Below are 21,796 nucleotides of genomic sequence, written 5' to 3' on the forward strand. Positions count from 1 at the left end.
GACGGCGGGGTTTTTCTTTTGATCAGGTGGTTGGAAGAGGCAGCAGGATATCTGATTTTACTGGGGGACGTTCGCTTTACATCTTAGGGTTGTGACCCTATGGTCTCTTAAAAAAGCTAAAGTGGAAGCGTATGAGATGCCGTGGCCGGTCGATGAAAAGTTTATTGAGGCTTGCGAAGCCACCCTCGGCGTCAAGCTACCTAGCGAGTATCGGAAGAGTTTGAAGTCGGAAAACGGCGGTGAAGTTGTCTGTGATGGTGACAACTGGGATCTGCATCCAGTTTGGGACAAGTCGGACAAAAAACGCCTGAAACGTACTGCAATGGACATCGTTCAGGAGACCGCAGCAATAAAAGATTGGGTCGGTTGGCCGGACAACGCGATATGCATCGGGGCAAACGGGATGGGAGACGCCTTGGCGTTTCTATATGAGAATGGTGTTTGTACACCTTCCGTGCACCGCTGGCAGCATGAGACCGGAGAAATCGCAATGGTCGCGCGAGACTTTGGTCGTCTGTCGCGGTCTGAGTGAAGCGTCCCTCAGACCGCTGGTGTGTCCACTAGATGTTCAATAAAACGCCTGCGCCTGTTCGGTGATGCCTTTCATCGCCGCTGCATAAGGCGTGGGGCCAAAGCTGATACGGCCCACACCAAGTGCCGCGAGAGGCGCGACTTGGGCGCTCACATCGCGCAGCATCACGTTCACTGGAAGCGGGCTTCGGGCGCAAACCTGCTGGATCAGATCCGGATCGGACAGGCCGGGCACAAAGAAGCTGTCACCGCCCGCTTCGGCATAAGCGGCGGCACGGTCAAGCGACTCGGTGATGTGGCTGGCGTGATCTTCCGGTTTGGATTGCAGGAAAAGGTCGGTGCGGGCGTTGATCACAATTGGAATGCCAGTTTGCTCCCCGGCAGCGCGCACAGCTTTTACGCGGTCTGCTTGGGCGGCGATCGCGTGCAGTCCTTGGCCTTTGACAACACGGTCCTCAAAATTGAGGCCGACCGCGCCTGCGGAGATCAGCCGTTCAACATTGAGTGTGATTGCGGACGGATCTGCTGCGTAGCCGCCTTCAAAATCCACGCTCAGCGGCAAGGGGCTGGTGGCCACGATGCGTTCGACAATGTTGAGGAGGAACTCCATCGGCAGTGTTTCGCCGTCACGATACCCCTGCGCCTCGGCCACTGACCAGCTGCCGGTGGCAAGCGCCCTTGCGCCCGCTTTGGCCACCGCACCAGCGCTGCCGGCGTCCCAGATGTTGAAAAGCACCAGAGGTGTGCCGGGTGTGTGCAGAGATCTCAAAGCATCGGCTTTTTGGATCGAGGATCGGGCGTCACTCATGCGGGGAGCCTTTCAGATTTAGGACGATAATGGTGTTCGATGTCTTGGAGTTTCTGTTTGCGCCACAGCCCACCACCATATCCGGTGAGCGCCCCGTTGACGCCGAGGACGCGATGGCAGGGAATCGCAATAGCGATTTGGTTGGCGCCGTTTGCGCGGGCAACCGCGCGGGTGGCGGAGGGACGGCCCATGTCCCGAGCAATCTCGGAATAGCTGCGCGTGCTTCCCGCAGGAATGGTAAGGAGTGCGTGCCAGACGTCTTTGGTGAAGGCCGTGCCATGCATCGCCATCGGCGTGGAGAATGTCGCGCTGGCACCGTTGAAGAAGGCGGCCAGTTCGGACTGGATTTGATCGGTCGGGGCATAACGGCCCAAACCCAGATCTCCTTTGGCGAAGTCCCGCAAGCGGGCAAGCTCGCGAGGAAGCGCTTTGCGGTCGACAAACTCCAAAAGATGAAGGTGGCTGGCCGACGAAACGGCGATCATGTCACCCAAGGTGGTTGGTATCCAGTCGACCCGCAACAGTCCTCCCGCTTTTAGGGCTGACGGTGGGCAGCCCATGAGGCGGGCGAATGCTGATCGAAAGGCCTGTGGGCTGTCAAAGGAGGCGTCGTGTTGCGCGGCGATCACGTTGTCGCCGCTGGCCAGTGTTTCAAATCCTTCGCGCAGGCGGCGTTGGCGGGCCATGTCCAGAAATGTCATGCCAAACTGGCGCTTAAAACTGCGTCGTACGGTGGAAAGGTCAAACCCCATTTGGATGATATGGCGCTCGGACCAACGGATGTCAGGGCGGTCGTCCAGTGCCGCGAGTAAAGTTGCGATGGCTGGGTCAGCATCTGCCGCCGGCGCGAGTGGATGACATCGCTTGCACGCACGATATCCGGCTTCAATGCACTCACCAATGGTGGCAAAGAAGGTGCAATTTTCAGGCTTGGGTTTGCGGGCAGGGCAGGTCAGTCGGCAGAACACGCCGGTGGTCGCGACGCACACATAAACCTGCCCGTCATAGCGGTCGTCGCGATCGAGCAGAGCTTGATACAAATCGGCATGGGAAGGCAAATCAAAGAACATGTGGTGACATTAGCACGTGCATTGTTTCGGTCAGCCAGAAATCAGGCGTCTATTGCCGCGCGAAACACCGGAAGGTGTCAGGCCAAAACAAGGCGAAAGCGCGCTGGGGCTTTTCTTTGCGAATCAATGGCTTCGCTGCGCTGCGGCGGTGATGTCGGGGAAGTAGAGTGGGGGAAAAACCGACCCGATAGCGCGATCAAGGCGCAAAAATCGGCGGAATTGAGCAAAAACGGGCGATCAACCTGCCTTTCCATTTCCGTTTTCAGCGTTTCTACTTATAGTTAGACAGATGCATGCGCAAAGACCTGCACGCCGTTAGGGAGACATATGCCGATGATCCGTTCGGAATTGATTCAGAAGATTGCCGATGAGAACCCCCATCTGTACCAACGTGACGTTGAGCGTATCGTGAACACGATATTCGACGAAATCACGGACGCCATGAGCGGCGGTGACCGCGTTGAGCTTCGGGGGTTTGGTGCATTCTCAGTCAAGAAGCGCGACGCCCGCACAGGGCGCAACCCGCGCACAGGAGAGTCGGTGCAAGTGGAAGAAAAACACGTGCCCTTCTTTAAGACGGGCAAGTTGCTGCGAGATCGTCTGAACGGGAAGTAACCCATGCGCTATATTCGCTACGCTTTTCTCGGTGCCCTTGGCGTCGTCCTTATCTCTGTTTGTCTGGCAAACCGTGACTTTGTCACGCTGACTGTGTTGCCCGCGGCATTGGGTGATTTGTTGGGTCTGAACTTCTCCATCACCCTGCCGCAATTCGTGGTGATCCTTGGCGCGATTGTTGTGGGTCTTCTGGTCGGTTTCGTCTGGGAATGGCTGCGCGAGCATCGGCATCGGGCGGACAAGACCAAGGCCGAGAAAGAGTTGCACAAGACCAAACGTGAAGTGCGTCGCCTGAAAGGTAAGCAGGCGGAGAACAAGGACGAAGTTCTCGCGCTGTTGGACGAAGCCTGCTGAAGCTTTGCATTTGGGCGCGGCTCTTGTAGGGCTTGCACATGGATATTCGAGTCAAGATTTGCGGGCTGAAAGAGCCTGGGCATGTGTTGGCGGCCGCTGAGGCGGGCGCGGCATACGTCGGCTTTGTGTTCTTTGAGAAGTCTCCGCGTAACGTCGGCTTGGACCTCGCCCGAGATTTGGCGCTTGCGGCTCCGGTTGGGCTCGCCAAAGTGGCTTTGACCGTGAACGCGGACGACGGGTTTCTGGACCGATTGGTGGAGACTGTGCCGCTGGACATGTTGCAGCTGCATGGCGGCGAAAGTCCGGAACGTGTGGCCGACGTGCGCGCCCGGTATGGTTTGCCGGTGATGAAAGCCATTGGCATCGCGGAAGCGGCTGATGTGGCCCAGATCGATCTTTACGGAAATGTCGCAGACCAGTTGCTGGTGGATGCAAAGGCACCTAAAGGCGCGGCTCTTCCGGGCGGCAACGGGCTGGCGTTTGACTGGCGTCTTGTGAACCGCAAATACTGGCCGGCGCCATGGATGCTTGCGGGCGGGCTGACGCCGGACAACGTCGCTGAAGCCGTGCGCATGACAGGGGCGCGACAGGTGGATGTGTCTTCGGGTGTGGAAAGCGGGCCGGGGATAAAAGACGTCAACTTGATCAGGACATTTGTTCAAGCTGCTAGGGGGGGCTCTGAGGGAAGTTTGCCTCCAAAGCTCGTCTGATACAGATGTTTTTGGTCTGCGCGAGCGGCGTTGACGTAGCTTGTATCAGTGGCAGTCGGCAGGAAGATCGCGAATGCACTTATCGCGGCGATTGCGAGCAGTTTACGCTGGCAAATCCTGATCCCCAGCCCTAGAACATTTGAAACACCGCGGGAGAGGCAAGATGTCCGACGACCTTTTCAACAGCTTTATGAACGGCCCAGACGAAAAAGGCCGGTTCGGCCAGTTCGGTGGCCGATTTGTCAGCGAAACCTTGATGCCCTTGATCCTTGATCTTGAGGCGGAATACGAAAAGGCCAAGGACGATGATACGTTCTGGGCCGAGATGAATGATCTGTGGAAACACTATGTCGGTCGTCCGAGCCCGTTGTATTTTGCGTCCCGCATGACCGAGACGCTGGGTGGCGCCAAGATCTACCTTAAGCGTGATGAGTTGAACCACACGGGCGCCCACAAGGTGAACAACGTGTTGGGTCAGATCATTTTGGCGCGGCGCATGGGCAAGACACGCATTATTGCTGAAACCGGTGCGGGCCAGCATGGCGTGGCGACAGCCACCGTTTGTGCAAAGTTTGGCCTGAAGTGTGTGGTCTATATGGGCGCGCATGATGTGAAACGTCAGGCGCCCAACGTGTTCCGCATGCGTTTGCTGGGCGCCGAAGTCGTACCGGTGACCTCTGGTCGTGGTACGCTGAAAGATGCGATGAACGACGCGCTGCGCGATTGGGTGACCAATGTCGGTGACACGTTTTATTGCATCGGGACCGTGGCTGGACCTCATCCCTATCCGGCGATGGTGCGCGATTTCCAATCGATTATCGGCAAAGAAGTGCGCTGGCAGCTCGAAGAGCAAGAGGGCAAGGGCCGCCTTCCTGACACGTTGATTGCAGCGATCGGCGGAGGCTCCAACGCGATGGGGCTTTTTCATCCGTTCCTGGATGACACGTCGGTCAACATCATTGGCGTCGAGGCTGGCGGTAAAGGCGTGAATGAGAAGATGGAGCACTGCGCGTCGCTTACCGGCGGGCGTCCGGGTGTGCTGCATGGCAATCGCACCTATCTGTTGCAGGATGACGATGGCCAAATTCTGGAAGGTTATTCGATCTCTGCGGGACTTGATTACCCGGGGATCGGGCCGGAGCACAGCTGGCTGAATGATACGGGACGCGCACAATATGTGTCGATCACGGACAAAGAGGCGCTTGAGGCGTTCCAGTTCTCCTGTGGTCAGGAAGGCATCATTCCTGCGTTGGAGCCCTGCCATGCGCTGGCGCATGTGATGAAAATCGCGCCGGACCTGCCTAAGGATCACATCCTTGTAATGAACATGTGTGGTCGTGGGGACAAAGACGTGCAAACCGTGGCGCGATATCTCGGCTTTGACATGTCCGACACCGAAGAGGGGCGTTCGGCCGACTAGATTGGTGGCAGCAACGGACCAGAACAAGAGGCGCCCAGCGGGGCGCCTTTTTTATTTTTGCGCAAACACCGCATGGGACTTTCTGCGCATTCTTCCCCTTGCGAGGGCGGGCAGAGAGGGCCACCTTGGTGAAAGACATTCCAAGGACGGTGGTGATCTATGCGTGCAATGATGAAGTATTTTTTGTGGTCTGCCACCGTGGCGCTGCTGGCGGTGGCCCCGGTAAGGGCTGAAAGCATTTCGGTGGCCCGCGAGGCGGCCATCCAAAAAATGACATCAGCAGGCGTGCAACGGGTGAAAATCGATCGTCGGCTGAATGGTAATACCCGACTTCGCGGGTTCTCAGAAACCGATTTGCACGTGATCATCATAGATAAGAAAACCGGTGGGTTTGTGACGGATATCGTGGTGCCTCTGACAGAAATGCCCAAAACGCACTGGGCAGACCAAGGTCCCGATTTTGCCGATATCGAAGGCCACTAGACCGACAGGTTGCTAATGCGCGTCGAGTGCGTGATGCACAAGAACGGCGTGCGGCACAATATCAAGAGCGGACTGATGCGTGCTGGCGAGCCGTACCTTTGGCGCGCAACCTTCGTCGTGAGCTTGCAGAAACCGCGCGGCGCACAGGCACCATTGGTCCCCAGCTTTCAGGCCACCAAATCCGAACTCCGGTCGCGGCGTTGACAGGTCGTTGCCCACATATTTGGAATAGGCGAGAAACTCCTCGGTTAGGACCACACAGACGGTGTGGCTTCCGGTGTCATGTGTGCACGTGTTACAGGCGCCGTCCCGGAAGTATCCGGTGAGCGGATCCAGAGAGCAGGGTTTCAACACGTCCCCGAGGACGTTCACAGAGGGGTCTTTTTCGATCATGGTGCCAGTCTGACACGGCAGCGTGCTCCGGCAAAGTACGGATATTGGCTCCAAGGGCGAGATTTGAACATACTGGCCAGATCGACGCCATTCACGAAATGGAGTTTCAAGTCGTGGATTTCTGGGCCCGCAGGCTATCGGCAGCGGCGCGCCCCATTTCGTGGACAGTTTTGTCGCAGGCGTTACTGCAACTCTTCAGATATCTGGCGAAAAAGAGCGATACTGTCGCCTTTTACGTCACCTTCTTTGAATTGACGGTCCGCCGAGGTCACCACAATCAGCACCCCTTTGGGCCGGTTGACATAAAGGTACTGGCCATAAATCCCATGTCCGTAAAACTCACCCTCGCGGGGGTCGTTGGGCATCCACCATTGGTACCCATAGTTCAGCTCACCTACCTTGGTTTTGGCGCTGGGAATAGTTGACGCTGCCAGCCAATCAGCGGGCACGATCTGCTGCCCATTGTGCTCACCTTTTTGCAGGATCATTTGGCCAAAGCGCGCATAATCCCGTGTAGTCACGTTCAATCCGCCGAGGACGAACGCGACACTTTCCCCGTCGGTGAGGTAGTATGGCGCGGCTTCATAGCCGAGTTTGGAGATAATTTTCTCTGACAAAAGCGAAGCGACATCGCGACCGGTGGCGCCGCGGATCACCATGCCCAACACATGTGTGTCGATCGAGACGTATTTCATCTCGTCGCCCGGCGCGGCGAAGGTGTCTGACAATGCGGCGGTGAACCCGTCCATCGTGCCGCCAAGCGCCAGCACGCGGCCCATGCGATTGATGTCTGAGTTGGAGTCCAGATAGTCCTCGTCAAATGTCACACCTGAAGACATCTGCAACACGTTTTTGATGCTGGCGCCGTCGTATGCGGAACCTGCCAAGGCTGGCACGTATTTGGTGACCGGATCGTCGATGCTGTCGATGTCGCCGTCTGCCAAGACGACGCCCATTAGTGCGGACAAATATGACTTGGCCACGGACCAACTGATGCGCAAATCGGTGTCTGTGGTGTCCTTGTAATATGCCTCGTGCACAATCGCGCCGTCCTTGAGCACAAGCATGGATGTCACACTGCGGTCTTTGACATATTGCGCCACGCCCGACGGCAGAGCGGCCTGTGGCCCTTTGGGTAAGTCGATCACCGGCGCGTCGCCACGCGGCACCTCACGCCACAGGAAAGCGGCGTTCATGTTGGAGAAGTTGTGAACAATTTTTCCTTCGGAAAACAGCGAGTTGACCGCAAGCAGTCGTGTGAGCTCATCCCGTTTCAGAAAGCCGACCACTGCGGCCGCCAAAACAAGCATCAACAGAATTCGCCCCAGCCATTTACCAAAAGTACGCATTAAAACATCCTCCCCATGTTGAAGGAGGAGTTGACCACTTTCGGCGGCTTTTGAGCAAGCAAAACCTTAGGTCAGTGCAGCTGGTCCGCGCCAATCAATCCAGCGGCCGTGAAAGTCAGCGCGCCCCAAATCGAAGCGCAAATCTCCGGGCCAGAGGCGCAGGGTCAATGCCGCGCCCGGGGTCTGGTTGTCGGCCTCATAGCTAAGCCAGGCAAGCGGTGAGGCGTCCGTGGCTTTGGCGCCTGCGGCCCCGATCAATGCGGTGCCGCGCGCTTGTGTTTCTGCGGGGAAATATTGCCACGCGACAGTGTGATAGATCAGGTGCAGCTGGCCGTCGGTTGTCGTTTGCAAACGGTCTTGAAGCCAGTCGATGGCATCGCCTTTGTCGACCGGTGCATCCTGCAGTTCTATGGCCGCGCGGGTGCGGGTGAGGCGCTCGGTCTGATCGGGCCAGAGATAGGCGAGAAGGCGCAGCGCGTCGGCGGGATCGTGGGCGTTTAACGGGGTCAGATCGACGCCCCGACGTTCAGTCACGGGCAGTGAAAAACCGCTGTCGGCATCGCGACTGTATTGCGTCGGTATCGCGTCGGTCCACTTTGGCGTGAGAACAACCGGACTTTGAGGGGCAACTTGGGGGTCCGTCACGAGGTCAAAACGATCAAACATCAGGTTGAGCCCGGCAGAGGCACCAAGTTCGGAGAGTTGGAAGGGTAAGCCGAACCTCGCGTGCAAAAGTTCAGCCGCGGCGATCAGGACGGCCGACCGGCGTACTTCGTTTGTTTGGGGCGGGCGGTCAATCCAATCGCAGAGAAACGCGTCGTGTGTATGAAGCGCTTGCTTGATGGTTTCGCCAAACAGCGCATCCGGCGCGGAGTGGGGTGGGTAGACCGCCGCGAGCGCGGCGTCGCGGTCTTGCAAGACAAGCGCATGCAGTCCGCTGGCGATGCGCAGCGGCAGGCTGTGGCCGGAGGGGCCGATGTCACCTGTGAAGCTTGCGCTCTTTTCCGCCAGTGCGGTGTCTTCGGGCCAGTCTTGCGAAAGCAGACGCAGCAGGCGTACCATGAAAGGGCTGCCGAGGCCGTCACAATGGCCGGCTTGATCCAGAAACGCCGCCCGCAGGGGCGCACTCATGAAAACTTGTCCATCAGCTTTTGCAATGGGTTTCGTGTGTCTTGAGCCGGTTCCGGTTTGGGATCCGGTTTTGGCGTGGCTTTGGCCTTCGGTTGGTTTTGCTGCGTCTCTGGTTTGGGTTTTGTGGTGGACGAGCGCGGCGGCGCCAAACGCAGGGCAACAGCGTTGGAAAACTTGGCGGTGTCGCCTGCTGCCAGATGTGCGGCGCCATCCGAAATCCCGCGCAGCATGTCATCAAGCCAGTCCTGATCCATTTTGTGAAAATCATGCAGGACGTAGTGGCTCACCAGATCCTTGCGCCCCGGATGGCCGATGCCCATGCGAACGCGGCCATAGGCTTCGCCGATGTGCTGATGCATCGAGCGCAACCCGTTGTGGCCAGCGTGGCCACCGCCCTTTTTGTATTTGAGTTTGCCCGCCGCCAGATCGAGTTCGTCGTGAAACACCACCACGTCCTCAGCCGCAAGTTTGTAAAACCGCATGGCTTCGCCCACCGATTGGCCGGAGAGGTTCATGAAGGTTTCGGGCTTGAGCAGAAGCACCTTTTCAGAGCCAAGCCGACCCTCGGTGAGGGAACCCTGAAACTTGCCCTTCCACGGGGCAAAACCGTGGTCATCCGCAATGCGGTCAAGCGCCATGAAACCGATGTTGTGTCGGTTGTTCTGGTATTTGGTGCCGGGATTGCCCAGGCCGACAAAGAGTTTCATGAAGGACTGCCTTTGCTGCTCACGGTTGCTCTATAGCGGCCAAGCCCCTAGGACTCAATCAATTGACAAGAACAAACGGGCAGATCGGGCATGACAGTTTACACGCTCAAAGGCATTGAAGTTGGCATTCCGGACTGGCTCACCGACACACAGATCGCCGCCAAATTGGCCTCTGGCGAGTATGAAAACAAAGAAAGCGCCGCCGCGTTGCAGCGGATCAAGAAGGGTTGGCGCGTGCTGGAGATCGGTGCGGGGCTTGGCTATGTCAGCGCGATCTGTGCGCAAGCGGCCGGAGCCGAGAACGTGATGAGCGTGGAGGCCAACCCCAAGATGTTGGATCCGATCCGCGCCAACCTCGCGCGCAACGGGCAAAGCGAGGTGACGCTTGTGCATGGGGCCGTGGTTGGCAACGCGCATGATGCTGAGACGGTGAAATTCCGCGCGGGGGCTTTGTTCTGGGGTGGCGGTCTGGTGGAGGAGGGCACATCGCCTGAGGACATGGTCGAGGTGCCCGCGGTTCCGATTGGGCATCTGTTGGCGATTCAAGAGCCGCAATTTGTGATGATGGACATCGAAGGCGGCGAGCAGTTTCTCTTTGAAGAGAAGTGGCCAAAATGCGTGCGCCATGTGGTGTTGGAGCTGCATCTGTCCAAGTATCCGCGCAAGGTGGTGAAAAAGATCGTGGACTGTATGAGCCGGTCGGGACTGACCTATGATCCGGGGACCAGCAGCGGGCGGACCTTGGGGTTTATGCGCATTGGACGGGTGAAGAAAGGGTAGGGGCTTTGCCCCTGCGACAGCAAGCTGTCGCCACCCCAGGATATTTTAGCAAGAGGAAGAGGGCAGCGGCTGTATTTTTAGGGGAGTTACTGACCGCGCGTTTGAAATTGCGCCCGGTAGGGCGCGCGGATCGTGCCTTTCTTTCGGAGATGTGGCGTGATCCCCAGGTGCGGCGGTATTTGGGCGGGCCGGTGGCGGTGGATCAATTGGAGGCGCGGTTTGCCTCTTATGTGAAAGGGGCTGTCGGCGTTGGCATCTGGGTGGCGACGCTTAGTGTGGACGGGGCGCCGCTGGGCGTGATTGTCGTGCACCCGCATCATGACGGCATGGGACATGAAGTGTCGTTTGAGTTTGTGCGTCGGGTGTGGGGACAAGGGCTGGCTCGTGAGGCGGTTGGGGCTGTTGTGGACCACATCCTGAACGATGAGGGTCTGGCGCAGATTCTGGCGGAGACGCAGGCCGTGAATGAAGCGAGTTGCCGGTTGTTTGAGGCGCTGGGATTTGCCCAGCAGCGCCGCCTTGTGCGCTTTGACGTGGAGCAAATTGTTTACAGCAAGTCATAGCTCAAACAGTCCGCGCCTTGCGGGCCGCCGTGTTTGACACACAGCTTGCGGTGCGACCGCTTTCTACAACGAGACGAGATCCAGCGGGCTGCGGGACAGCCGCTCCACTCCGGTTTCGGTGACCAGCACGGAATGGCCATTGCACATGGCATATCCGCTGTCTGAATCCATCAGGATCATATGCAGGAAAAACACCTGTCCGGCCTCAATTGGCAGGGGGTTTCCTTCGTAAAACATCGGGAAGTCGACCCAGATTGGATTGTAGACCGCGCCCATGCCGTACCCGCAAGCCTGCAGGCGGGCATCGTGGAAGCCATAAGCATCAAACACGCGGGCGTGGGCATCAAACACGTCGCCCATCGGCGCGCCGGGCCTGATCGCTGCTTCGCAGGCACTCAGCGCTTCAACCGTCGCGGCGTGCATACGCTTTTGCACATCGCTGGCTGGTCCTATGATCAGAGTACGCATCATCGCTGCGTGGTATCGGGCGTAGGCGCCGGACCACTCCAAAGTGATCTGGTCGCTGGTGTCGAGGTGACGCCGACCAGAGTAGTAGCGACACAAAAGTGCGCCCGGCCCAGAGCCAATGATGAATTCGTTGCCGGCATAGTCGCCGCCGCCTTCAAACACCGCGCCCTGCATGGCGCTGAGAATGTCGCCTTCAAAAGCGCCAGCGTGGGTGGTTTTGAGCGCGGCATCAAGTGCATCATCCGACAAGGCTGCCGCGCGGCGATGCATGTCGATCTCAGCGGGCGATTTTAGGCGGCGACAATGGCGGACGACATCTGAAGCCTCGATCAGGTTGGGGAAGGCATCGCGGACCCGTTGGCCGTTCCACATCGTTAGGCCGGCAGTCTGGGTTTCCCAGCCGATGCGGGCGTTTGACAGGCCGCGATCAGCAAGCAGGGCAACGAGATCCTTTTGCGGCTGCGCGCCTTCGAATTCGGGCCAAATGTGGATCTGGTCATCTTCCAAAATGGAGGTGTGTTGTGCCTGACGCTGATCTGGCGCGCGTGTCAGCAGGTCGATGCGTCCGTCGGCGCCAAGCACCATGCACTGAAACATTGCAAAGCCGAATGTGTCGTAGCCCGTCAGCCAAAGGTGGCTTTCGGGGGCGAACAGCAGGATCGCATCGAGGTTTGCACGCCGCAATGCTGCGCAGGCCTGTTCGCGGCGCGTGGTGAATTCTTCGGCGGTGAAATGCAGAGACATGCGCGAGCTTTCTATGATCAATGCGAAAGCCTAGCGTGGCGTTGGAAGCGTGACCATCCCAATGGTCGCACGGCGGCTGCGTCGGACCACAAAAAAACGCGGCGTCCCGGAGGACGCCGCGTTCTGCCACGCACCTTGCGGTGGGGTCTTATTCTTCGGCAGCTGCCTCTGCAGTTGCTTCGACTTCAGCTTCGGCTTCGCCGTCGTCGCTGTCAGACGAGCGCAGGCTCGATGGTGCGGACAGGTTCGCAATCACGAAGTCCCGGTCGATGGTCGGCTTTGCACCTGCAGGCAGATCAATCTGGCTGATGGTGATGGTGTCGCCGATGTCTTTACCGGTCAGATCAACAACCAGACGCTCAGGAATGTCACCTGCGGTCACGTTGAGCTCAACTTCGGGACGAACAACAGTCAGAACGCCGCCCTTTTTGATGCCGGGTGCTTCTTCTTCGTTCTCGAAATCAACGTGGATGAACAGGCTGATTTTCGACGTGCGGCGCAAGCGCAGCAGGTCGATGTGAGTTGGAAGGTCTTTTACAACGTCACGCTGTACGCCGCGGCAGATCACACGAACGTCTTCCTGGCCTTCAACTTTGAGGTTGAAAAGCGTCGACAGGAAACGGCCGTCTTTCAGCTTTTTGAACAGGACGTTGAACGGGATCTGGATCGACAGAGGGTCTGCGTCGCCACCATAAACAACACCAGGTACGAAGCCGTCACGACGTGCTTGACGAGCGGCGCCCTTGCCTGTCCCCGTGCGTGCTTCGGCGATAAGATCAGGAATCTGACCAGCCATATTGAATTCTCCAATTGTCTAGGGCGAGGATCCTCCAAGGCTGTATCCCCGCGTGAAGCCGCGCGTATAGCGAGGTTTGCGCTGAATGCAAAGGGGATTCGGGTGGCAGATGCGGGAAAATCGCCGAAGATCAGCCGACGTAGTCACGCAAAACGCCGCCGGCCTGAACAATCTGGTCATAGAGTGCGAATTCCCTGCCGCGGGCCTTGCGCAATCTGATCTCTACCTCGGGCGACAGGGGCGCGTCAAAGTAGGGTGACACGTTGCGCGGCTTGGGGGTGATGTCTTCGCCAAAACGTTCCGAAAGCCATTGCCGTAGCAGGGGTTGGCGATCATAGGCAAACAGATGATGCACCGGCACGCTTTTGTCTTTGAGAGACAGAAAATTGACCTGTGTGCCAATACGCGCCACCGGCGAGGGGTTGTCGGAGATCACGTTCAAGACAAAGGCGTCAAAGGTCATGTTTTGTGTGCTTTGCGCCATGCTTTCGGCGCGGGCACGAAACCGGTACCAGCTGCGAAGTTGGTCGATCGGGTCGCGCATCACGGCAACGCGGTCAGGACGCAGATCAAAGGTGCGATCCAGCATGGGGGCCACGCGCCGGTGATATTTACCAACCGTGAGATGTTTGACGCGCTTTTGAAATGAGATGTCGGCAAAGGGGCGCAGCACATGCCCAAAGGCTGTGGAGCCGGTTTTCGGCACCGCGAACAGCGCCAGGGATTGTTCGAAAAAGATCAGCACGTCAGAAGCCTCCTGCGGGCCGCACTATTGCGCGGCCCGCGAGGGCTGTCCAGTTGGAGGCAGCAGGCTTACGCCTGCCACCGGCCTTCAAAATCTTCGGGGATAAGCAAAACGTCGCGGCCAAGTTCGTCGATGCGGCGACGGCCACACAGGGCCATCGAGGTGTCGAGCTCTTTGTGCAGCACCTCGAGCGCTTTGGTGACGCCCGCTTCGCCCATAGCGCCAAGGCCATAAACAAAGGCGCGTCCGATGTAAGTGCCGCTGGCGCCCATCGCGAGGGCCTTGAGAATGTCCTGACCCGAGCGGATGCCGCTGTCCAGATGGACTTCGACCTGATCGCCAACGGCCTCAAGAATGGAGGGCAGAGCGCGGATCGAGGACAGCGCGCCATCCAGTTGGCGCCCGCCATGGTTGGACACAATAATGGCATCGGCCCCGACTTTGAGCGCCATCTTGGCGTCCTCGGCATCAAGAATGCCCTTGAGTATGACCTTGCCGCCCCAGTCTTCTTTGATTTTGGCGACCTTGTCCCAATCCAGCGTCGGATCAAAGCTTTCGGCGGTCCAAGCGCCAAGATCCTTGGAGTCGGAAATGCCGTCGACGTGGCCCACGATGTTGCCGAAATTGCGGCGCTTTGCGCCCAGCATTTCGATACCCCAACGCCATTTGGTCATCAGGTTGGCAATGGTAGAGGGGGTCAGTTTGGGCGGGGCGGAGAGGCCGTTTTTTAGATCCTTGTGGCGCTGACCGAGGATTTGCAAATCCAACGTGATCACCAGGGCCGAGCATTTCGCGTCTTTGGCGCGCTGGATCAGGCGGCTGACATAATCGGTGTCGCGCATGGTGTAGAGCTGAAACCAGAAAGGGGCGGTGGTGGCTTCGGCCACGTCTTCGATCGAGTTGATCGACATGGTCGAGAGCGTGAAGGGAACGCCGAATTTTTCGGCCGCGCGGGCGGCTTTGATTTCGCCATCAGCGCATTGCATGCCTGTGAGGCCAACTGGTGCAAGCGCGACGGGCATGGACACGTTTTGGCCAATCATCTGCGACGCGGTTGAGCGGCCGGACATGTCCACGGCGACGCGTTGACGTAAATAGATGTCTTCGAAGTCCGAGGTGTTCTCGCGAAACGTCTGCTCTGTCCAGCTGCCGGATTCCGCATAGTCAAAAAACATCCGCGGCACGCGCCGTTCATAGATGCGCTTTAGATCTTCGATACAGGTGATTACCGTCATTTTGGGCCTGACTCTCTCATATTGGTAAGAGTTCCTTACCAATATCACCTGTGCGGTGCAATCGAAATTCCGGCTGTTAGGGACTCGTTTACGGTTCTGGCATATTCTGGCCGCGTTTAATGAGTTTATTTGTTGGAGGTCCTGATGAAGGGCGTGGTGTTTGTGGAATTGATCCGCATGGCTGAATCCGTGATGGGTGAAGAGGCCGTAGACGACATTCTTGACAAGGTGAATTTGGACTCCGACGGCGCATTCAGCACCGTCGGCAACTATCCCTGCAGCGAATTGATGACGCTGGTGGGCGCCTTTGGCGCGCACCTGAACGCGCCGGTGGAGGCGCTTCAGGTCCAGTTTGGCGAATGGATGTTCGAGCGTTTCGTCGAAGGATATCCGGCGTTCTTTGTTGGCAAACATGACGGTTTTGACATGCTGGATTCCATCGAGAACGAAGTTCATGTCGAAGTGCGTAAGCTGTATCCCGAGGTGGAGTTGCCAACATTCGCCACGGAACGGCCCGCGGAACAGCAGCTAAAGATGGTCTATTCGTCAGAGCGTCCCTTGCAGCATTTCTGCCGTGGAATGGTTGAAGCCTGTATGACGCATTTCGGGCACAAGTTTACGGTGGATATGCAGGAAGCTTCGGAGAATGGCCGGTTTCGCGCGGAATTCCTCGTGCAAAAGGTCGCCTAATGTATTTGGGGGATCAGGTTGGTACGCAACCGGACGGCGTCTCCCGCCGGCGGTATCAACGGGAACGAAAAGGCCGGGAAGAGGCGGAACGGCTCTTGGAAGCCAAGAGCCGCGATTTGTATGAAGCAAATCAACGGTTGACCAAACTGGCAGAGTCCCTTGAAACAGCCGTTCAAGAGCGGACGGCTGAACTTGATAGTGCGCGGGTGTCAGCCGAAGCTGCGAATGAGGCAAAATCAGTGTTTCTGGCGTCGATGAGCCACGAAATTCGCACGCCCTTGAACGGCATTCTTGGTATGGCTCAGGCGTTAGATGACAGTGGCTTGAGCGCCGAACAATCGCGGCTGGTCGCGGTTTTGGGAGAAAGCGGGCGTCTTTTGTTGGCGATCATCAACGATGTGCTGGACATTTCCAAAATCGAAGCCGGAAGATTTGATCTGGAGGCCATACCTTATTCGTTGCCTGAGTTGGCGCGTGTTATGCGGCAACATCATCAAGTGAAGGCCGAAGAAAAAGGGTTGGTGTTTGATCTTAGTGTCGAACCGGGCGCCCAAATCATGGTGGAAACCGACCCCACGAGGCTGCAACAGATTGTCGGGAATTTGCTGTCCAACGCCATCAAATTCACAGAGACCGGACGGGTTTCGTTAAAACTTGACCTTAGACCTGCGCCAAATAACAAAGCCTGGTTGGAGATTGTCGTCACAGACAGTGGGCAAGGGATCGCGAAGTCGCAGCAGCCGCGCCTTTTCCAACGGTTCTCGCAGGCCAACACCTCTGTGACGCGGATGCATGGCGGCACTGGGCTAGGGTTGGCAATTTCGCGGCGGATCTGTGAACTGATGGGAGGCTCCATCAGTGTAAAAAGTGACGCCGGCGAAGGTGCCACTTTCAGAGCCAAGGTGCTTGTTATCCCTTTGGAAGACCGCACCCCGGCTGAGGTGCTTCCTGACAGCGAAAGGGAGGCCATTAGCCTCGAAGGACTGAGGGTGTTGGCTGCGGAGGACAACAAAACCAATCAGTTGGTCTTGCGGCACATGCTCAAGAAAGCATTGGTGGATCTGACAATTGTTCCTGACGGGAAACAGGCTGTGGAAACTTGGTGTAGCGGCGAATTTGACATGGTATTGATGGACATCAACATGCCTGTGATGGACGGTTTGGAGGCCACACGCTTGATCCGTGAGGCAGAGACCGCAGCCGTGAAGGACACCACGCCAATCATCGCGGTATCTGCCAACGCTATGGTGCATCAGGTCGCCGGATATTTGTCGCAAGGCATGACCGGACATGTGTCAAAACCGGTCAGCCGATCCGTGTTGGTCGAGGCAATGACCCGGGCTCTCGAAGAAAAGCGCAGCAGAGGCCATTGATGCCTTGATCCTTTTGAGACGCGGATATCTGGGAGGAGCCCGCGCCCGTCTTGCAGCTTGCACACTGGACATCCGGCTGCTCGCTAGACGCTACAAAAAGGAGAGCTGCGCGGCGGCGTGCATTCCCAAGAGTTTGGGGGAACCCCCTGCTTTTATGCGGAATGCGCGCCGCCAGCCAATGAGGCTACAAACTCCAGCACGTCGGCAACAGGCTTACCAGCGCCGATCTGGCTGACAATCGCGGAGCCAACAACGGCGCCGTCTGCCACGCTCGCAATCGCCTTGGATTTTTCGGGGGTATTGATGCCAAAGCCGACAATTACCGGCAAATCCGTGGCGGCCTTGATGCGGGCAACTTCCGGGCCAACGTTGGTGGCTTCTGCTTCCGCGGCGCCTGTGATGCCAGTGATCGACACATAGTAAACAAAGCCAGATGTGTTCTGCAGCACCTTGGGCAAGCGTTTGTCGTCCGTCGTGGGGGTGGCGAGGCGGATGAAATTCAATCCGGCGGCCTGCGCGGGAATGCACAGTTCTTCGTCTTCTTCGGGAGGGAGATCCACCACGATCAGCCCATCAATACCGGCAGCTTTGGCATCGACCAAAAATTTGTCCACGCCGCGAGAGAAAATCGGGTTGTAATACCCCATAAGCACGATCGGCGTGGTGTCGTCGTCTTTGCGAAATTCGGTGGCGAGGTCCAAAGTGCGCTGCAATGTCATGCCGCCATCCAAGGCGCGTTGCCCAGCCAATTGGATCGTCGGGCCATCCGCCATCGGGTCGGTGAAAGGCAGACCTAATTCGATCACATCCACGCCCGCACCCGGCAATCCTTTGACGATTTGAAGTGACGTGTCGTAGTCGGGATCCCCCGCCATCACATAGGCCACAAATGCTTTTTTTCCGTCTGCCTGTAGCGCGGCGAATTTGGCGTCGATACGTGTCATGGGCAAGTCCTCGTCGTTGGTCTCATCCCATGTGCAGGATGCGCACGCGGAAATCAATCCTGACACGGGGAAATCGACAGGGTTGTCCAAAATGTTTGAGACTTCTGGTGGTTTTGGCGCGCAGCCACGCAGGTGCCGGATTGCAAATTCCTTTCATCTGGACGGGCTTTCAAACATCAAATTTTGTCACGCGGGGATCTCAGGCGGCACACCGATCATCCAGTTTGTGCCAAAACGATCCTGGACCATGCCAAAAGATTTCGAAAAGAACACTGGGCCGTATGGCAGGGTCACTTGGCCGCCTTGTGCCAGCGCTTCAAATATAGCCTGGCCGGTTTCAATGTCGGGCACGGAGTGATTGATCGACACGGATTCCTGCGGCTTGGCCTCTGAACCGGGAAAAAAATCAGAGGCTATCAAGCGGGCGTCGCCCAGCATGAAGTGGCCGTACATGATCCGGTCGGATGCAGGCATATTCTCCTCCGGCGGCGCCTCATGGTAGGGCATAAGCGTGAGGTCCGTCGCGCCAAAAAGGTCTGCGTAAAGTGTGAGGGCCTCGGCACATTGACCGTCGAAGTTGAGATACGGATTGAAGGTCATTTGAGCGCTCCTCTGATGGGGCAGGGTAACACATGCCTTGCACAGCGCCCAAACTCTGCATAAGAGCAGCGACAAACATGTGACAGGAGTCCGGCCATGGGTTTCAAGATGGGTATCGTGGGTTTGCCAAACGTGGGCAAATCAACCTTGTTTAATGCGCTGACCAAAACTGCTGCCGCGCAGGCGGCCAACTTTCCGTTTTGCACAATCGAGCCCAATGTGGGCGAGGTTGGCGTGCCGGATGCGCGCCTTGATAAGCTGGCAGAAATTGCCCAGTCCAAGCAGATCATTCCAACGCGGATGACGTTTGTAGACATTGCCGGTCTCGTGAAGGGGGCCTCCAAAGGCGAAGGTCTTGGAAACCAGTTCCTTGCCAACATCCGCGAAGTGGACGCGATTGCGCATGTACTGCGCTGCTTTGAAGACGGGGATGTGACCCATGTTGAAGGTCGGGTAGACCCGGTTGCCGATGCGGAAACCATCGAGACCGAGCTAATGCTGGCCGACATTGAAAGCATTGAAAAGCGCCTGCAGGGGCTGGTGCGCAAAGTGCGCGGCGGCGACAAAGAAGCCGTTCAACAGGAGCGTCTTCTCAATGAAGCCTTGGCTGTTTTGGAAGAGGGCAAACCTGCCCGAGTGATCGACGTGGATGCAGATGACGCCAAGGCGTGGAGCCTGCTGCAACTGCTGACCACCAAGCCGGTCCTGTATGTCTGCAACGTGGGTGAAAACGAAGCGGCCGAGGGCAACGCGCACTCCACCAAAGTGGGTGAATTGGCGGCCTCGCAAGGCAACAGCCATGTGATCATTTCGGCACAGATCGAAGAAGAGATCAGCAAACTCGAAGATGAGGAAGCAGAAATGTTCCTCGACGAGATGGGACTGGACGAAGCAGGTCTGGATCGCCTGATCCGGGCGGGCTATGAATTGCTGCATCTAGAAACCTACTTCACGGTTGGCCCTAAAGAGGCGCGCGCCTGGACCATCCGCACCGGCACTTTGGCGCCGCAAGCGGCTGGCGTGATCCACGGCGATTTTGAAAAGGGCTTCATCCGCGCAGAAACCATTGCATATGATGACTACATCGAAAGCAACGGCGAGCAGGGTGCCAAAGAAGCGGGCAAGATGCGCGCCGAAGGGAAAGGCTACACAGTGCAGGACGGCGACGTGATGCACTTCCTTTTCAACACCTGAGGCGCGAATTTCTGTTGAGTTTCAATCCGTTTAGCTATTGTCTGCGGGCACTAGGAACAGTGGGCGGTAGCGGAAATGACATACCTTTGGCCAGAGTGGTCGGTCAGGCGCAGGGCGCAGGCGTGCTTTGCGCGGGCAGGGCAGGCCGCGCCGGCACTGCGTGTCAGGTTTTCGGACGATCTTTGGAACAATTTTGACGGGATTCTGGAGCGTGAGGGCGCGGGTTATCTGTTGTTGTTGCCACGCCGCATGCGCAAGCGGAAGATTGATCTTCAGGCCTGGCGGGCTGGTGCGTACTTAAATTACATGGCCCGCACCAGCGCCAACGTTCAGAGGCTGCTCGTGCATTTCTCCGACGGCGACAACCTCAGTCACGGCGGCTTTTTCTTTTCAAGCTTTCGGGATGATGTCTGTTTGCTGCCGGACATCTATTTTTTTGAAACTTTGGGTTTTCAGGACCTTCGGGACGAGGTCGCCGGGGCAGATATCGTGTGGGAAGACCGTAGCGAGGACCTGGTTTGGCGCGGCGCGGCCAATGGCAGCGGGCTTATGACAACCGAAGCCCACCTGGCCGATCACCCCGGGATCATGCAAAGGGTGAGATGTGTTGCCCTGTGTCACAACACAGAGATTGATTGCGGGTTCGTTGTGCCGCCGCGCGGCCCATATCGCGATTCTTTTCTGCGTGTAGGCTGGCTCCGCGACCGCACCCCAAGAAACGACTGGTTCGGCAAGAAATATGCGCTTGATCTCGACGGGTTCGCCAGCACCTGGGACAATCAGTTTCACCGAATGTTGATGGGCTGTTGCATCCTGAAGGTGGGCAGCGATTTCGGATTTAGCCAGTGGTACTATGACCGCCTCAAGGCGTGGGAGCATTACGTTCCGGTCAAGTCAGATTTGAGCGATTTGTTTGAAAAATACGACTGGGTGCGCGAAAATGATGCACAAGCGCGTGAAATAGCGCAGGAGGGGCGGGCGCTGGCGCATTCGATGACATTTGAAGCCGAAATGCGCTATGCGGCGCAGGCAATTGAAAACAACTGGAAGAGCTTTTCTTGACCCCAATGAATTCCACCGTAGTTGTTGCGGGTGGCGCCGGTTTTATTGGCGGCCATCTTGTAAGGCAGCTGGTTACGCAGGGTGCGCATGTAACCGTGATCGACAATCTGCATACTGGCACCAGGCGCCATTTTGAGGGGCTACCTGAGGCGCAGGTCACCTTTGTTGAGGCGGACGTCTGTGAGCCGCGCTCGCTCGCCTGTGATTTGGTTATCAATCTGGCTTGTCCGGCATCGCCGCTGCATTATCAGGCGCAGCCTCTAAAGACCTGGCGCACCTCGGTTTTTGGCACGCTCAACCTTGCACAGGCGGCGCTGGAGTGTGGGGCGCGATTTCTGCAGGCGTCGACCAGCGAAGTGTATGGCGACCCCGAAGTACATCCGCAAACTGAAGACTATGTTGGCAACGTCAGCTTTACCGGGCCGCGGGCTTGTTACGACGAAGGCAAACGGGCGGCGGAAACCTATTTGCTGGATATGTTGCGCGAGACCGGGCTGGACGTGCGCATTGCGCGGATTTTCAACACCTTCGGGCCCGGAATGGCACTGAACGACGGTCGGGCTGTGTCCAATTTTGTGCGTCAGGCTTTGTCTGATGAGCCGATCACCATCATGGGATCGGGGAATCAAACACGCTCGTTCTGCTATGTGTCAGACACCGTCCGCGGGTTGTTGAAATTGGCGCTGACAGAAGATTTGTCCGGCGCCATTGTCAACATCGGCAACCCCGATGAACGCAGCATTTCCGAGATTGCACAGACCGTTTTGGCACAGTGCCCAGACAGCGCGTCGCAGGTCTCTTATTTGCCCGAAGCGGTCGATGATCCCCGGCGTCGTTGTCCTGACATCAGTCGCGCCAAGGCACTTTTGGGATGGCAGCCTGAAGTGGCGCTCAAGGAGGGGCTTTCAGAGACGGTGTCAGATTTTGCCCGCCGGATTGAAGCAAAAGAGGCCTGTTGGCTGTAAGTCGCGCGGGTTTGCAAAATTGCGCTCAAAAGTGGTTTTTTGCACTTGTCCTTCCAGCCGATTGGC

The 21,796-nt window shown here is 57.5% G+C and carries 25 protein-coding genes; 13 read left to right on the forward strand and 12 right to left on the reverse strand.

What is annotated here, in order from left to right:
- The first annotated feature begins 136 nt into the window (after positions 1-136).
- Positions 137-532, forward strand: a complete 396-nt coding sequence (locus SHIM_RS18140) for an SMI1/KNR4 family protein (protein WP_082358469.1) — start codon at positions 137-139, stop codon at positions 530-532.
- A 36-nt stretch (positions 533-568) separates the two neighbouring features.
- On the opposite strand, the gene SHIM_RS18145 is transcribed toward SHIM_RS18140, so the two are convergent.
- Positions 569-1,339, reverse strand: coding sequence for an isocitrate lyase/PEP mutase family protein (locus SHIM_RS18145; RefSeq protein ID WP_054004097.1), 771 nt, complete (start codon positions 1,337-1,339; stop codon positions 569-571).
- Positions 1,336-2,409 (reverse strand): bifunctional transcriptional activator/DNA repair enzyme AdaA, encoded by a 1,074-nt coding sequence (locus SHIM_RS18150; RefSeq protein WP_054004098.1) that lies wholly within the window; start codon positions 2,407-2,409, stop codon positions 1,336-1,338. Before SHIM_RS18150 ends, SHIM_RS18145 begins: the two co-directional genes overlap by 4 nt.
- A gap of 333 nt (positions 2,410-2,742) precedes the next feature.
- On the opposite strand from SHIM_RS18150, the gene ihfB reads away from it, so the two are divergent.
- From ihfB to SHIM_RS18175, 5 genes are all read left to right on the forward strand, one after another.
- Complete coding sequence (gene ihfB, locus SHIM_RS18155; RefSeq protein WP_054004158.1) at positions 2,743-3,024, forward strand: integration host factor subunit beta; 282 nt, start codon at positions 2,743-2,745, stop codon at positions 3,022-3,024.
- A gap of 3 nt (positions 3,025-3,027) precedes the next feature.
- Positions 3,028-3,378 (forward strand): lipopolysaccharide assembly protein LapA domain-containing protein, encoded by a 351-nt coding sequence (locus SHIM_RS18160; RefSeq protein WP_054004099.1) that lies wholly within the window; start codon positions 3,028-3,030, stop codon positions 3,376-3,378.
- Positions 3,379-3,416: 38 nt separating this feature from the next.
- Positions 3,417-4,088 carry a phosphoribosylanthranilate isomerase gene (locus SHIM_RS18165; RefSeq protein WP_054004100.1) on the forward strand — a complete coding sequence of 224 codons (672 nt, stop codon included), beginning with the start codon at positions 3,417-3,419 and terminating at the stop codon, positions 4,086-4,088.
- Positions 4,089-4,251: 163 nt separating this feature from the next.
- Positions 4,252-5,508, forward strand: coding sequence for a tryptophan synthase subunit beta (gene trpB / locus SHIM_RS18170; RefSeq protein ID WP_054004101.1), 1,257 nt, complete (start codon positions 4,252-4,254; stop codon positions 5,506-5,508).
- 168 nt (positions 5,509-5,676) lie between these two features.
- A complete protein-coding gene (locus tag SHIM_RS18175; RefSeq protein ID WP_193749957.1) occupies positions 5,677-5,991 on the forward strand; it encodes a hypothetical protein in 315 nt (104 codons plus the stop codon).
- Between the two features lie 12 nt (positions 5,992-6,003).
- On the opposite strand, the gene SHIM_RS18180 is transcribed toward SHIM_RS18175, so the two are convergent.
- From SHIM_RS18180 to pth, 4 genes are all read right to left on the reverse strand, one after another.
- A complete protein-coding gene (locus tag SHIM_RS18180; protein ID WP_193749959.1) occupies positions 6,004-6,384 on the reverse strand; it encodes a DUF2237 family protein in 381 nt (126 codons plus the stop codon).
- Between the two features lie 182 nt (positions 6,385-6,566).
- Complete coding sequence (locus SHIM_RS18185; protein ID WP_054004103.1) at positions 6,567-7,733, reverse strand: serine hydrolase domain-containing protein; 1,167 nt, start codon at positions 7,731-7,733, stop codon at positions 6,567-6,569.
- 66 nt (positions 7,734-7,799) lie between these two features.
- Positions 7,800-8,864, reverse strand: a complete 1,065-nt coding sequence (locus tag SHIM_RS18190) for a DUF2332 domain-containing protein (RefSeq protein WP_054004104.1) — start codon at positions 8,862-8,864, stop codon at positions 7,800-7,802.
- Positions 8,861-9,571 (reverse strand): aminoacyl-tRNA hydrolase, encoded by a 711-nt coding sequence (gene pth, locus SHIM_RS18195; protein ID WP_054004105.1) that lies wholly within the window; start codon positions 9,569-9,571, stop codon positions 8,861-8,863. Before pth ends, SHIM_RS18190 begins: the two co-directional genes overlap by 4 nt.
- A gap of 90 nt (positions 9,572-9,661) precedes the next feature.
- Between pth and SHIM_RS18200 the strand changes: the two genes are divergently transcribed.
- Together SHIM_RS18200 and SHIM_RS18205 are read left to right on the forward strand one after the other, a co-directional pair.
- Positions 9,662-10,351 (forward strand): FkbM family methyltransferase, encoded by a 690-nt coding sequence (locus SHIM_RS18200; RefSeq protein WP_054004106.1) that lies wholly within the window; start codon positions 9,662-9,664, stop codon positions 10,349-10,351.
- Positions 10,352-10,458: 107 nt separating this feature from the next.
- Positions 10,459-10,914 carry a GNAT family N-acetyltransferase gene (locus SHIM_RS18205; protein WP_275043958.1) on the forward strand — a complete coding sequence of 152 codons (456 nt, stop codon included), beginning with the start codon at positions 10,459-10,461 and terminating at the stop codon, positions 10,912-10,914.
- 63 nt (positions 10,915-10,977) lie between these two features.
- On the opposite strand, the gene SHIM_RS18210 is transcribed toward SHIM_RS18205, so the two are convergent.
- The 4 genes from SHIM_RS18210 to SHIM_RS18225 all read right to left on the reverse strand — a co-directional run bounded on the left by SHIM_RS18210 (position 10,978) and on the right by SHIM_RS18225 (position 14,902).
- Positions 10,978-12,126, reverse strand: a complete 1,149-nt coding sequence (locus SHIM_RS18210) for a M24 family metallopeptidase (protein WP_054004108.1) — start codon at positions 12,124-12,126, stop codon at positions 10,978-10,980.
- Between the two features lie 148 nt (positions 12,127-12,274).
- Positions 12,275-12,922 carry a 50S ribosomal protein L25/general stress protein Ctc gene (locus SHIM_RS18215; protein ID WP_054004109.1) on the reverse strand — a complete coding sequence of 216 codons (648 nt, stop codon included), beginning with the start codon at positions 12,920-12,922 and terminating at the stop codon, positions 12,275-12,277.
- Between the two features lie 130 nt (positions 12,923-13,052).
- A complete protein-coding gene (locus SHIM_RS18220) occupies positions 13,053-13,667 on the reverse strand; it encodes a sulfotransferase family 2 domain-containing protein (protein ID WP_054004110.1) in 615 nt (204 codons plus the stop codon).
- A 68-nt stretch (positions 13,668-13,735) separates the two neighbouring features.
- A complete protein-coding gene (locus tag SHIM_RS18225; RefSeq protein WP_054004111.1) occupies positions 13,736-14,902 on the reverse strand; it encodes an alpha-hydroxy acid oxidase in 1,167 nt (388 codons plus the stop codon).
- A 144-nt stretch (positions 14,903-15,046) separates the two neighbouring features.
- Between SHIM_RS18225 and SHIM_RS18230 the strand changes: the two genes are divergently transcribed.
- Positions 15,047-15,592, forward strand: a complete 546-nt coding sequence (locus tag SHIM_RS18230; protein ID WP_054004112.1) for a heme NO-binding domain-containing protein — start codon at positions 15,047-15,049, stop codon at positions 15,590-15,592.
- Positions 15,592-16,965, forward strand: coding sequence for an ATP-binding protein (locus SHIM_RS18235; protein WP_054004113.1), 1,374 nt, complete (start codon positions 15,592-15,594; stop codon positions 16,963-16,965). Before SHIM_RS18230 ends, SHIM_RS18235 begins: the two co-directional genes overlap by 1 nt.
- 152 nt (positions 16,966-17,117) lie before the next feature.
- Here the strand turns inward: SHIM_RS18235 and trpA are convergent, their stop codons facing one another.
- Entirely contained in the window at positions 17,118-17,909 is a 792-nt protein-coding gene (gene trpA / locus SHIM_RS18240; RefSeq protein WP_054004160.1) for a tryptophan synthase subunit alpha, read from the reverse strand.
- Positions 17,910-18,095: 186 nt separating this feature from the next.
- Positions 18,096-18,509, reverse strand: a complete 414-nt coding sequence (locus tag SHIM_RS18245; protein ID WP_054004114.1) for a VOC family protein — start codon at positions 18,507-18,509, stop codon at positions 18,096-18,098.
- Positions 18,510-18,605: 96 nt separating this feature from the next.
- Between SHIM_RS18245 and ychF the strand changes: the two genes are divergently transcribed.
- The 3 genes from ychF (at position 18,606) to SHIM_RS18260 (ending at position 21,730) form a co-directional block, all read left to right on the forward strand.
- A complete protein-coding gene (gene ychF / locus SHIM_RS18250) occupies positions 18,606-19,703 on the forward strand; it encodes a redox-regulated ATPase YchF (RefSeq protein ID WP_054004115.1) in 1,098 nt (365 codons plus the stop codon).
- Between the two features lie 75 nt (positions 19,704-19,778).
- Entirely contained in the window at positions 19,779-20,765 is a 987-nt protein-coding gene (locus SHIM_RS18255; protein WP_054004116.1) for a glycosyl transferase family 90, read from the forward strand.
- Between the two features lie 5 nt (positions 20,766-20,770).
- Entirely contained in the window at positions 20,771-21,730 is a 960-nt protein-coding gene (locus SHIM_RS18260; RefSeq protein WP_054004117.1) for an NAD-dependent epimerase/dehydratase family protein, read from the forward strand.
- The last annotated feature ends 66 nt before the right edge of the window (positions 21,731-21,796 follow it).

This window comes from Shimia sp. SK013 (assembly GCF_001292625.1).
Classification (GTDB): Bacteria; Pseudomonadota; Alphaproteobacteria; order Rhodobacterales; family Rhodobacteraceae; genus Shimia.

Excerpts from the sequence above, each read along its gene's own strand:
- SHIM_RS18180 (WP_193749959.1), bottom strand. The coding sequence starts at position 6,384 with ATGATCGAAAAAGACCCCTCTGTGAACGTCCTCGGGGACGTGTTGAAA.
- SHIM_RS18140 (WP_082358469.1), top strand. The coding sequence starts at position 137 with ATGCCGTGGCCGGTCGATGAAAAGTTTATTGAGGCTTGCGAAGCCACC.
- pth (WP_054004105.1), bottom strand. The coding sequence starts at position 9,571 with ATGAAACTCTTTGTCGGCCTGGGCAATCCCGGCACCAAATACCAGAAC.
- SHIM_RS18210 (WP_054004108.1), bottom strand. The coding sequence starts at position 12,126 with ATGTCTCTGCATTTCACCGCCGAAGAATTCACCACGCGCCGCGAACAG.
- SHIM_RS18255 (WP_054004116.1), top strand. The coding sequence starts at position 19,779 with ATGACATACCTTTGGCCAGAGTGGTCGGTCAGGCGCAGGGCGCAGGCG.
- SHIM_RS18160 (WP_054004099.1), top strand. The coding sequence starts at position 3,028 with ATGCGCTATATTCGCTACGCTTTTCTCGGTGCCCTTGGCGTCGTCCTT.
- SHIM_RS18235 (WP_054004113.1), top strand. The coding sequence starts at position 15,592 with ATGTATTTGGGGGATCAGGTTGGTACGCAACCGGACGGCGTCTCCCGC.
- SHIM_RS18225 (WP_054004111.1), bottom strand. The coding sequence starts at position 14,902 with ATGACGGTAATCACCTGTATCGAAGATCTAAAGCGCATCTATGAACGG.
- SHIM_RS18230 (WP_054004112.1), top strand. The coding sequence starts at position 15,047 with ATGAAGGGCGTGGTGTTTGTGGAATTGATCCGCATGGCTGAATCCGTG.
- SHIM_RS18190 (WP_054004104.1), bottom strand. The coding sequence starts at position 8,864 with ATGAGTGCGCCCCTGCGGGCGGCGTTTCTGGATCAAGCCGGCCATTGT.
- SHIM_RS18185 (WP_054004103.1), bottom strand. The coding sequence starts at position 7,733 with ATGCGTACTTTTGGTAAATGGCTGGGGCGAATTCTGTTGATGCTTGTT.
- SHIM_RS18165 (WP_054004100.1), top strand. The coding sequence starts at position 3,417 with ATGGATATTCGAGTCAAGATTTGCGGGCTGAAAGAGCCTGGGCATGTG.
- SHIM_RS18245 (WP_054004114.1), bottom strand. The coding sequence starts at position 18,509 with ATGACCTTCAATCCGTATCTCAACTTCGACGGTCAATGTGCCGAGGCC.
- SHIM_RS18145 (WP_054004097.1), bottom strand. The coding sequence starts at position 1,339 with ATGAGTGACGCCCGATCCTCGATCCAAAAAGCCGATGCTTTGAGATCT.
- SHIM_RS18200 (WP_054004106.1), top strand. The coding sequence starts at position 9,662 with ATGACAGTTTACACGCTCAAAGGCATTGAAGTTGGCATTCCGGACTGG.
- ihfB (WP_054004158.1), top strand. The coding sequence starts at position 2,743 with ATGATCCGTTCGGAATTGATTCAGAAGATTGCCGATGAGAACCCCCAT.
- SHIM_RS18175 (WP_193749957.1), top strand. The coding sequence starts at position 5,677 with ATGATGAAGTATTTTTTGTGGTCTGCCACCGTGGCGCTGCTGGCGGTG.
- ychF (WP_054004115.1), top strand. The coding sequence starts at position 18,606 with ATGGGTTTCAAGATGGGTATCGTGGGTTTGCCAAACGTGGGCAAATCA.
- SHIM_RS18215 (WP_054004109.1), bottom strand. The coding sequence starts at position 12,922 with ATGGCTGGTCAGATTCCTGATCTTATCGCCGAAGCACGCACGGGGACA.
- trpA (WP_054004160.1), bottom strand. The coding sequence starts at position 17,909 with ATGACACGTATCGACGCCAAATTCGCCGCGCTACAGGCAGACGGAAAA.
- SHIM_RS18150 (WP_054004098.1), bottom strand. The coding sequence starts at position 2,409 with ATGTTCTTTGATTTGCCTTCCCATGCCGATTTGTATCAAGCTCTGCTC.
- trpB (WP_054004101.1), top strand. The coding sequence starts at position 4,252 with ATGTCCGACGACCTTTTCAACAGCTTTATGAACGGCCCAGACGAAAAA.
- SHIM_RS18260 (WP_054004117.1), top strand. The coding sequence starts at position 20,771 with ATGAATTCCACCGTAGTTGTTGCGGGTGGCGCCGGTTTTATTGGCGGC.